Below are 10,587 nucleotides of genomic sequence, written 5' to 3' on the forward strand. Positions count from 1 at the left end.
ATAATAATAAACTTATTGATACCCTGAAGAGATTGCGGGATTTAGGCAATACCGTTATTGTGGTGGAACATGACGAGATGACAATGCTTGAGGCCGATCATATTGTCGATGTCGGTCCGGGCGCGGGTGAGCATGGCGGAAAAATTGTGGCCGAAGGCAGCCCGGCGCAGATAAAAAAAACAGCCGTTTCTTTGACCGGCCAGTACTTATCCGGCAAGAAATCAATCCCGGCGCCGGCCAAATATCGGGCAGGAAACGGAAATAATTTAACTATTTTTGGCGCGGCCGAACATAATTTAAAAAATATTGACGTTGCCATTCCTTTGGGAAAGTTCGTGGCGATTACCGGCGTATCCGGTTCGGGCAAGTCAACTTTGATGGACGATATTTTAGCCCGGGCTTTAAACCAGAAATTTTACCGGGCCAAAGCCGAACCGGGCAGGCATAAAAAAATTGAAGGATGGCAACATATTGATAAAGTCATAAATATTGACCAGTCGCCGATTGGCCGCACTCCGCGCTCTAACCCGGCTACTTATACCGGCGCCTTTACTCCCATTAGGGATTTGTTCGCCTCTTTGCCCGAAGCAAAGATAAGGGGATATAAGGCGGGGCGTTTTTCTTTTAACGTTGTCGGCGGCCGGTGCGAAGCTTGCGGCGGAGACGGCATGGTAAAAATTGAAATGCAGTTTTTGCCCGATGTTTATGTGGAATGCGAAGTCTGCCACGGCCAGAGATATAATAAAGAAGCTTTGGAAATTTATTATAAGGATAAAAACATTTCCGATGTTCTTAATATGACCGTGGAAGAAGCCATGAATTTTTTTAAGAATATCCCGGCGATTTATCAGAAGCTCGTGACTTTAAATGAAGTGGGGTTAAGCTATATAAAGCTCGGCCAGAGCGCCACGACTTTATCCGGCGGAGAAGCGCAAAGGGTAAAACTGGCGACCGAATTGTCCCGCCGGGCAACCGGGAGAACTTTATACATTTTAGACGAACCGACGACAGGCCTGCATTTTGACGACATAAAAAGATTGCTGGAAGTTTTAGGCCAGCTGGCCGACAAAGGCAATACGGTTTTAATTATTGAGCATAATTTAGATGTCATAAAATCTGTGGACTGGATTATTGATTTAGGGCCCGAAGGGGGAGAAGCGGGCGGAGAAATTGTGGTCACAGGCACGCCCAAAGATGTGGCAAAAGTTAAAAAAAGTTACACGGGGCAGTATTTAAGTAAAATAATAAAATAATAAAATAATATCACCGCCGAGGCCGCCGTGGCGACGGGGCAGGCAAGGGGGAGTTTGATAGAGCGCCCCTTGTTAAAGGGGTAAGGGGAATTTTTCGGAAGGGGGTATTTTTAAATAAAAAAAGAGGGGCGATAAGACTTGTGTCTATCGCCCCTTTGTTGTCTCGAAGTTCTCCTTTTGCGTTCCTTGGCCAATTATTGGCTCTCAAGGAGAGATGTCAAAGGACAACCGGTGTTCCCGTAGCATATCCCCGGTTTGTTGTTTGGCTTTGTAGGTATGAAACCGAAAGCCGGGAGCTGACGGGCGGCGAGGGATCGTCGTATGTCAAGTAGTGTGATCCCCGAACCGGGCCTGTCGCGAGAGAAAGAACTCCGCTGCGCTGTTTGGTGTTTTTTTGTCGCCGAGTTGGGAGGTTTGTAAAACTCCGTCGGACGCTGTTGAGCCGCTTAGCGCAGGTATCGCTTTTAATGTTACACATTTAAAGCTTTTTGACGTCACGCGGTTACCGCCCATTTTCCGCGCCTAGTTTCTTGGCGCCGCTTTCAGCAAAATTCACTTTAGCGTTATGGGTTAGGTTTCCCGCGCAGGGTTGTTGAATGTTCTGTTTTCAGCTCCTGCCACGGATCAGGCCGTAGTGGTAGCTGGCGAGTTTGGCGAATCGGGTCACGATTGCCTCCTCGATTTCCCATCCTATTTCCCGCTGGCTCATCGATGGCCTGCGAGTTAGGGCTGGGTCGCTTTGACCTTTTTGCGGCCCACTTTCCCGCCTTTCCAGATTCTGCCGTAATTTTTTCGGGAAAGGGCCCGGTGCCGGTGTCAGATCCGAATGAGACGGCTCGAGTTGCTGTTCTTACGGTTGGTCGGCGCCCTTGCCATGTCCTTCCCTCCTGCGCATTTTGCGGTTTGAATAACAGGCTTCCAGCCCCAGTAAGGAAGCCAGTATTTAATATTATTAGCTTAACATAAACATCTGTCAAACACTAATCAGGCACTTTATCATAATATAAAAAAATTGTCAATGCTTAAAAGATTAAAATAATTAATATTTATTTAAAATTAGCCAAAAATTTATTATTTAACCGCTCTTTTGAATATTCCGACAGTCAAGGCTGGGGTTTTTTAAAAACTGGCGGGCCAAAGATTTTTTTCGCCAAAAACTTGGGCAGTAAAGATTTTTAATTTAGTTCCCCCTTTCTTTTTATAGCAATCCGGGGGCAGTCCGGCTTTTTGCGAGCATAACTGGCTTAAAAATTCCTCCAAATTCCAGCCGGTTTCAGCCGCCACTTGCGGTAAAAATACCCCGCTTCGCCCGCCTTTTTCAACAATTACACCATGCTCGCCAAGTTTTATATCCTGCCAATTGCTAATTTCTTCCGGAACAGATAAAACGCTTATTTCATAATCCAATTTATCCAGTTCGTTTTCCGTTACCGGGTTAAACCTGTAATCCTCACTGCAGGCGGCTATGGCCATATCGCGCACTACCTCCCAAAGAGGCTGGTCCGGAGGAATAATCTGGCCGATGCAGCCGCGCAGTCGGCTTCCTTTGTGTATGGTGACAAAAGCGCCTTCCCGTCTTTGCAGTCTTTCATTTTTAACTTCAAATTCCGGAATTTTCCCCTTACGCGCATAATCTTCCACGGTTCTTCTGGCAATTTCCAACAATTCTTTTTTTTGATTCTTGTTTAATAATTCCGGGGTCATATTTTTTTTAAAATATTCAGAATGTTTTTATGGGCTCTGCCGTTACTGGCGGCTAAATCTTTACTGTCCAAATTCCATTCTTTTCCGGAAAAATCCGTTACTCTTCCTCCGGCTTCCCGGATTAACAATACTCCGGCCGTCACGTCCCAGGGGTTAGCCCCGGGGATTACGATTGATTCTATCCGGCCGCAGGCCGTATAAGCCATTTCCAAAGCGGCGCTGCCCAATTGCCGGCAATCCAAGCCGCTTAATTTTTGTTTTTTGTAATAAGCCAGAGCTTTTTTTATGTTTTTTTCCTTGTGGCCGTGGCAGAAAGTATTTATAATTTTTCCTTGAAAAATGTTTGAGGCCTTAATTTTTTTTCCGTTTAGGCGGGCGCCTTTTCCTTTTTCCGCCTCATATAATTCTTTTAAAAAAGGAACAAAAATTATTCCCAATATAATTTCCTTTCCTTTAACCAGGGCAATTGAGATTGACCACAAAGGATTATGGATAGAAAAATTGGTAGTACCGTCCAAGGGATCAATAATCCAAAGGTAATCGGCCCCGCACCTTTCGGAATAATCAGTCATTTTGTGATAAGTTTTTTTACTCCGTTTTAAGGGTGCGGGATTTATTTGGCCGGCTTCTTCGGACAATATCCGGTGGTCGGGAAAATATTTTCTTATTTCCTTAATTATAATTTTTTCCGCGTTCAGATCGGATTTAGTTAAAATTTCATGCCGGGATTTTAATTTTATTTTTTTTCTGTCGAAATTACCGTATTCTCGCAAAAGAATTTTTCCCGCTTTTTTGGCCGCGTTTACGGCGACATTTTTTATTCGACTGTCCATAGCATTCAAATCTACGAATGAATTCAAATCTACGAATTCTTTTGTAGTAATTCGTTATTTAATATTCTTTTTGGAGTTATATATTTTTGTCTAAAGTTCACTAATATACCTAGACGTAAGCCAGAGCAAGACAGGTATCTTTTTACTTGGAAATAATTTTCTAACGTTAGAAATCTTACTGTTTTTAGTTCAATAACTATTTTGCCTTCTACAATGAAATCACAAATATTTCTGCCTTCTTTTTCATTATTGAAAGATGATTTTAGTTTATATTCTTTTTTATATTTTAGCCCCTGATTTTTTAATGAATCTTCAAAATAATCAGCGTATTGTTTTTCATTTTTATATCTGCCTAAATCATTGTGGGTTTTAAACAGCAATCCATTTATCTTATAAGATAACTCTTTATATATTACTTTATTTTCCATATTAATTATTTGTAGATTTGGATTTATTTGTAGATTCGAGTGTTTCTAATATCTTTAATTCCAGTTTGTTTTTTTTCGTGTCCCAGACGGCAAAAGTGGCCTTTCCCCATATTCCGCCCAGCTCCCCGGGATTAACTAATTCAGTCCCGTCGATTTCTTCCAAAGACGGTTTGTGGCTATGGCCGTAAAAGATTATGTCGCAGTGGCCGGCATGCAATACTTTGTCAATAAAGTGGGCTTCGTGGCAAAGACCGACAATTCGCCCGTCTATTTTAAATCGGCCGGTTTTGCCGAAACAATTAATGTTTTTAAATTTTTTTAATTCCTTTTCCTCATATAATTCAACATTCCCTCTGGCCAGGTAAATGGAATTTTTGAATTTTTTTCCCAAAACATGAAGAGTCTCGCTGTTGGTCAGGTCGCCGGCGCAAATAATTTTTTTAATTTTATTTTTTCCGCTCCAATTTAGGAATTTATTTAAGTTAACCAAATTATCGTGGATATCGGCAATAATGGCAATAAGCATAAAATTTAAATATAGTTACGTTGGTTATGGTTTTTAAATAAAATATTTTTGCGGTTTTTTGGCAAAATCGGGCTGAAGTTGAAATTTTTTACGCAACCGCAAGATGGCCGGATTATTTCGTAATGACAAGATTTCCTTTTTTAACTTGCTCTTCGCGGCTTTCTTCCAAATTTGACCAGCCAACCAAATCGGAAAAAAATTTTTCTTTTTCTTGCCCCTCCATCGGTTCAGGCCGGCTCAATTTGGATTTTAAGGGGAAAAGGTAAAATTCATTTTTTTCCTCCGTGATTTTTACGCCGATAGCCAGCCCCTCCTGGGTGCCGGAAGAAAAGTATTGGTCAAAAATGAAATTGCCCAGAGAATAAAAAATCGGCTTCCCTCTATAAATTTCTATGCCCTGGACAACGTGCGGGTGGTGGCCGATAATTATGTCCGCGCCGGCATCAATTAAGTTGCGGGCGGTTTTTTGTTGAATTTTATTAAATTGATGTTTGTATTCTTCGCCCCAGTGGACATTAACTATCACTAGATCTGTTTTTCCCGCCAGATCCTTTATAATTTCCCCCGCCCCTCCTTGATCAACAAGGGAATAAACTGAACTAAATCCGGCCAGACCGATTTTTTTTCCGGAGACTTCTAGTATTTTTCCGCTGCAATCCCCGATTTGTCCGTCCGGGCAGCCGCTATAATAAAAATTCAGGTTATCCAGGTTTTTTCTGGTTTCCATTATACCACGTTCGCCTTGGTCGGAGAAATGGTTATTGGCCAGATTAAAAAAATTAAAATGATATTTTTTTAATTCGGAAATTATTTTCGGCGAAAAAGCGAAGTCATAAGACATAACGGGGTTATAGTGGGCGCCCTCATCCGTGACCGCCCCTTCAAGATTGGCGCTTACAATGTCATAACCGCAGAAAAAATTTTCATCCAAATTTTCAAAAAGATAAGAAAGGCCTTTTTGGCTTATTTTTTCCCCGACATGCCGGTCAAGCATCAGGTCTCCCAAGAAGAGCATTTTAAGGGAGGAGGCGTTTTTTTTTGGGATTAATTTTTCCGGGGGAAGAAAATAATCGCCCGGGTCTTTGGCGGCTGAATAAAAAAGCAGGACAAGAAAAAGGCTTACGGCGAAAATCGCCGTTAAGCTTAAAATTTTTATAAATTTTTCGTAATTGATTTTTTTAAGAAAGCCCATATTTTAATTATAACGCAAATAAAGAAAAAACCAAATGTAGAGACGCGGTTAATCGCGTCTCTACATTTGGTTTTTTGGTGTTTATTTACAGATTATATTTATTTCCTCATTTTTACCTCGTAATTTATCTGTTCTATTTTCCTTAGGTTTCCTTTGGCCTGGTCGTATTTTGTGCGCAGATAGCCGGTCATGTCAAATATTATCAGCTGGTCCATAATTTCGTTCAGGGTATTTTTTATTTTTTCCACTTCGGAAAATTTTCCGGCTGCCGCCCGATTTATGGCATAGCGCACCAATTCGCCGGTCGTGTCGCAAATTCCGCCCAGATAGCTTTCAAAGCTTAAATTCACCTCTTTAATTTTATCAATTTTTTTCCCCGTAACTAAAAAATAAAACATTTTCGCCTCGGCATATTCTTCCGCTCCCGCCCGGTAAGAACCTTCCTCATTGATTCTTTTCCAACCGAACTTTTTTTCCAATTTTTGAAAAATTTTTTCTATATCCGCGAGATTATCTTCCGCTTTTTTGATATCTCCCCGGTGCAGGGAAAATATCACTCTCTTGGAATCATGCAGGGCGATATTGGCCAAACTGACAATTTGCCGGCGTTGGCTCGTTTGCTCGTCATAATCTTTTTTTAATTTTTCAATGAATTTTTTGTTTATCATGGTAAAAAATTAATAATTTAAAATGAATAATGAATAATTGAATAAACTATTTGTTTAATTTTAATTTCTGTCTAACTAATTAACTAATTTACTTCTCTTCCGCTACTCGGAAGACTTCTTCAACGCTGGTTGTCCCGTCCAAAGTTTTTAAAAGACCGTCTTGCGCCATGGTTACCATTCCGTTTTTTACCGCGATTTCCCGGATGTCATATTCGCTTAACTGCCCGGCTAAAATTAATTTTTCTATTTCTTTATTCATAATCAATATTTCATAAATTCCAATCCGGCCCTTGTAGCCGATTTCCTGGCAGGCCGGACAGCCAGCGCCCTCGTAGAATTTTAAACCGTCAAAATTAATTTCTTTTTTGTAATCCTCCGGCAGTTTCCCTAAAATTTCTTTTATCCTTTTTAAAGTTTCTTCATTGATTTCCGCCGGCCGTTTGCATTTTTCGCAAAGCCGTCTGACCAGGCGCTGGCCGATAATGGCGTTGATGGCCGGAGCCAGCAAAAACGATTTGGCTCCCATGGAGAGAAAGCGGGGGATGGCGCCGGCGGCATCATTGGTGTGGATAGTGGATAAAACTATGTGCCCGGTTAAAGCCGCCTGGATAGCAACTTCGGCGGTTTCCAAATCGCGGATTTCTCCGACCATAATCACGTCCGGATCCTGCCGGACAATGGAACGGAGAGCCTTGGCAAAAGTGTAATCTTTGGTTATCTGGGATTGGTTTACGCCCTCCAACTGATATTCAATCGGGTCTTCAACCGTTATAATCTTAGTTTCCGGCTTGTTTAGTTTTTTTAAAATGGCGTAAAGGGTGGTGGTTTTGCCGGAGCCGGTAGGTCCGGTAGTGACAATCATGCCGTTAGGCCGCTCCACTTCTTTTTTCAACCGTTCGAAAGCTTTGTCTTTTATGCCCAAATCTTCAAAGGCCAAACCGACCGTGCCGGAGCGCAATATCCTCATCACTACGCTTTCGCCGTAGTTGGTAGGGAGAAAAGACGCTCTAATGTCTATCCTTTCCTTTTTGGTATAGATGGAAATTCGTCCGTCCTGAGGTCTGTCGCTGATGTTTATTTTTACCCCGGCCAGGCCTTTAAGGCGGGAAATTATTTTTTGCCAGAGGCTTCTTTCTATAACGGCGATATCATGTAGAACGCCGTCTATTCTTAAACGAACTTTTATTTCCTTTTCTTCCGTTTCTATATGCATGTCGGAAGATCCCGATTTAATCGCCGCCGCCATAATAATCGTAACGATATCGCTTATTTGAGCGCCGTTTATTTTTTCCTGCAAATCGCGGAAAGACGAAAATTTTTCGCTGTATTTATCCAGTTCCTCTTCGCCGATTTTTACCCCTTTTATTTTCTCCTTGATTTTTGGAATTTTTTTGTAAATTTTCAGAGCATAGTCAAGGCTATATTCGGATATGAGATAAATCTTTCCGTTAACGTGATATTTTTCTTTAATTTTTTCCGATTCCTTCATCACTTCCTCGCTGTCGGGGTTAACGGTTCCGATTCTTACATTCAGGCCGTCATAATAAAAACAAATAATTTTCAGGGCTTGGGCCTTTTCTTCTTCTATCAGTATTATCGCCTCCGGGCTTATGGGGAAGCCGGATAAATTAACATAGGCCATTCCCAAATCAGCGGCTTTTTTCTCCGTCGCTTCTTCCATCTCTTTTATTTTTATTTCTTTCTGTTTTTTGGAGAATTTTGCCTGGGCGCTTTCGTCCTCGGCTTTTTCCGGAGGAATGATTAAATCTTCAATTGATTGGATGTCTTTGGCCATAGGTCTCTTAATTAAGATTATGATTAAATCATAACAAAATATGCAAAATAAATAAAGAAGGCTTTTGGCCCTCTTTATTCGCGGTAAATTTTTTGTTTTTTTATTTTTTCCAGTTCTCAGCGACCCTTTCAATTTTACTGGTTCCTCCACGGCCGATTAATTCTATAAAGAGGCCGGTCCAGGAAGCTGTCTGAAAAGTGGTTAAAGCCGCGCCGGCGCCGATAATTATGGCCAATAAAACAATTAAGCCGATCATAATAATCAGCCAAAAGCCGATGAAAGATATTAATTTATAAAGAATGAGAGCCAAGAAAAGGAAGGGAACGGCAAGAATCAGGACAGCTATAATTACGGCCAGCCCCGCCAGGAAACTGATAAAAAATAAAATAAAGGCCATCTCCACGCTTATCAGCCAATTTTTTAAAAATAACCGCCATCCATCTTTTATGGCGTTGGCAAGGTTGCTTCCCCTTATGATCACGTAACAAATGGCGTATTTCATTATGAAGGAAAGGATGATGGCCAGTGGGAAAAAAATTATAAACAAAATTATATATAGGGGGGAGTTTATAGTCTGGCTTATTCTGGCCGTCCAAAGAATAATCGGCAGGCTGATCAAGAAGAAGGCTAGGCAGATGATGGCTTTTATGACAATATTTAAACCTAGGACCGGCCAAAAATATTTTATCCCGGCCGCCACTCCTCTTTTGATTCCGGAAACCGAGTTTTTTTTGCCGCTGATAATTTCCGCCGAATTATTTACAAGGGCGGTTTGGGAAACAATCACCAGCCAGACCAAGAAAATAAAGAGAACTAAAATTATCAGGCTGATGAGCGCCAAAACAGCGGCTGTGGCCGGGTCGTTTTTAAACAGTTCTCCCATGTTAGCCAAACCGTTCCGGCTGAAAATTCCGGTTTCCGCCAGCCTGGAAAAATTCGGAAAGACATTTAAGGCGGTGTCTCCGCCGATTCCCTTGGTTATGACTTCATATTCTCCGCCGCCGCCGATTAAGGTGGCGAACAAACCGAAGAACCACAAATATTTATAGCGCCAGGTGATAGCTAATGCCTGTTTGAGAATGTTGCGATAGAGAGACATATTTTTAAAATTAAAAATGAATAATGAGTAATTAAAAATAAAGTAATTTAATTTATGTTTATATTATAACACAATATTTAGAAATCAAGAAGCTAAAGAGGTATTTATTTTTTTATTGACAAAAATTGAATTGCGCGCTATGTTATTAAATTAAAATTATAGTTCATTAATACAACAAAAAACAGAGGCAACCATGTCGGGGGAACAGAAAAATAAGGTATTGATATTAGGGGAGGCTCCTTGGCAGCAGGCGATTATCAAGAATGCCCTGGAGGTTATATTCAAGACTCGCCGCAAATTTTATATCATGTCCGGCGCGCTTGAAGATGCCCTGGCGAATTTGGCCGCGAATCAAGATGATTTATATTGCGCTTTTTGTTATCATGGCAACAAGACAAGCGGGATAGAGTTCTTCAAGCAGTGGAAAAATTTAGGCAGGGTAAAGTCTATTCCCTTTGTTTTGCTGGCGGACGTGAGGTTTGCCAACGCATTTGAAGAAGCGGAGAAAATGGGAATCGCCTGCGTCCAATTCCCCGTTTATCCCATTAACAGCCATACTCTTGCCAAAATGATAGTCAAGGCGATGGCCGAGAGAAAGAAAAAAATAATTTGAGCCGTTTTTCGAAAGAGAAACGGCTCATTTTTTTGTTTGACTTTTTCCCTTCAAAGAGGTAAATTCAAACATAGAAACAACTAACCCAAGGAGGAAAAACCCCAGTGAGACAAATTAATGTCTCACGGGGCAAGGGGGGTTAGTTTTTTTGTCCTTTGACAGGCAAATAACACATTTGGATAAATCACACAAAACCGGAAGGAGACGGAGATGCTAACATTTTTCAGAACTCCAGCTTTGTCAGGGGTTAAGACCAGCTTAAAGCTGGCAGAAATTCAGCAGCTGGCGCCCCAAGTAATTGGCTTAGAAACAGAGTTTATTTCTTATGTTGATGAAGGGGGTCCTTTGAGTGAAAGTGAGGGCGGAAGTTTAAACTGGTTTCTTGCTGAAACTTTTGAGCCAGATCAGTTTGGGGCTAGCTCGTTTTTTGGATCTGGCGGCAGGATTATTGAAGTTGGTCCAAGGCTTGGTAGATC

General features: G+C 41.4%; 11 protein-coding genes. 3 read left to right on the top strand and 8 right to left on the bottom strand.

The features are described 5' to 3' along the window. On the top strand, window positions 1-1,253 hold a 1,253-nt coding region (locus PHQ42_04425), incomplete at its 5' end, for an ATP-binding cassette domain-containing protein (GenBank protein ID MDD5071948.1). A gap of 1,119 nt (window positions 1,254-2,372) precedes the next feature. On the opposite strand, the gene amrA is transcribed toward PHQ42_04425, so the two are convergent. The 8 genes from amrA to PHQ42_04465 all read right to left on the bottom strand — a co-directional run bounded on the left by amrA (window position 2,373) and on the right by PHQ42_04465 (window position 9,498). Continuing rightward, on the bottom strand, window positions 2,373-2,957 hold the full coding sequence (amrA, locus tag PHQ42_04430; protein ID MDD5071949.1) for an AmmeMemoRadiSam system protein A: 585 nt from the start codon (window positions 2,955-2,957) through the stop codon (window positions 2,373-2,375). Continuing rightward, window positions 2,954-3,790 carry an inositol monophosphatase family protein gene (locus PHQ42_04435; protein ID MDD5071950.1) on the bottom strand — a complete coding sequence of 279 codons (837 nt, stop codon included), beginning with the start codon at window positions 3,788-3,790 and terminating at the stop codon, window positions 2,954-2,956. Before PHQ42_04435 ends, amrA begins: the two co-directional genes overlap by 4 nt. Window positions 3,791-3,819: 29 nt before the next feature. Beyond that, on the bottom strand, window positions 3,820-4,218 hold the full coding sequence (locus PHQ42_04440) for a GxxExxY protein (protein ID MDD5071951.1): 399 nt from the start codon (window positions 4,216-4,218) through the stop codon (window positions 3,820-3,822). A 1-nt stretch (window position 4,219) separates the two neighbouring features. After that, on the bottom strand, window positions 4,220-4,744 hold the full coding sequence (locus tag PHQ42_04445; GenBank protein ID MDD5071952.1) for a YfcE family phosphodiesterase: 525 nt from the start codon (window positions 4,742-4,744) through the stop codon (window positions 4,220-4,222). Between the two features lie 112 nt (window positions 4,745-4,856). Then, on the bottom strand, window positions 4,857-5,936 hold the full coding sequence (locus PHQ42_04450; protein MDD5071953.1) for a CapA family protein: 1,080 nt from the start codon (window positions 5,934-5,936) through the stop codon (window positions 4,857-4,859). A 98-nt stretch (window positions 5,937-6,034) separates the two neighbouring features. After that, window positions 6,035-6,604 (bottom strand): hypothetical protein, encoded by a 570-nt coding sequence (locus tag PHQ42_04455; protein MDD5071954.1) that lies wholly within the window; start codon window positions 6,602-6,604, stop codon window positions 6,035-6,037. A gap of 88 nt (window positions 6,605-6,692) precedes the next feature. Beyond that, window positions 6,693-8,399, bottom strand: a complete 1,707-nt coding sequence (locus tag PHQ42_04460) for a GspE/PulE family protein (protein MDD5071955.1) — start codon at window positions 8,397-8,399, stop codon at window positions 6,693-6,695. 100 nt (window positions 8,400-8,499) lie between these two features. After that, entirely contained in the window at window positions 8,500-9,498 is a 999-nt protein-coding gene (locus PHQ42_04465; protein MDD5071956.1) for a hypothetical protein, read from the bottom strand. 193 nt (window positions 9,499-9,691) lie between these two features. On the opposite strand from PHQ42_04465, the gene PHQ42_04470 reads away from it, so the two are divergent. Both PHQ42_04470 and PHQ42_04475 read left to right on the top strand, forming a co-directional pair. After that, the gene (locus PHQ42_04470) at window positions 9,692-10,111 is read left to right on the top strand and encodes a hypothetical protein (GenBank protein ID MDD5071957.1); all 420 of its coding nucleotides are present in this window, start codon (window positions 9,692-9,694) and stop codon (window positions 10,109-10,111) included. 237 nt (window positions 10,112-10,348) lie between these two features. Next, window positions 10,349-10,587 (top strand): hypothetical protein (locus tag PHQ42_04475; GenBank protein ID MDD5071958.1); only part of this gene is annotated, 239 nt, incomplete at its 3' end.

It is taken from the genome of Patescibacteria group bacterium, assembly GCA_028711655.1.
GTDB lineage: Bacteria > Patescibacteriota > Patescibacteriia > Patescibacteriales > JAQTRU01 > JAQTRU01.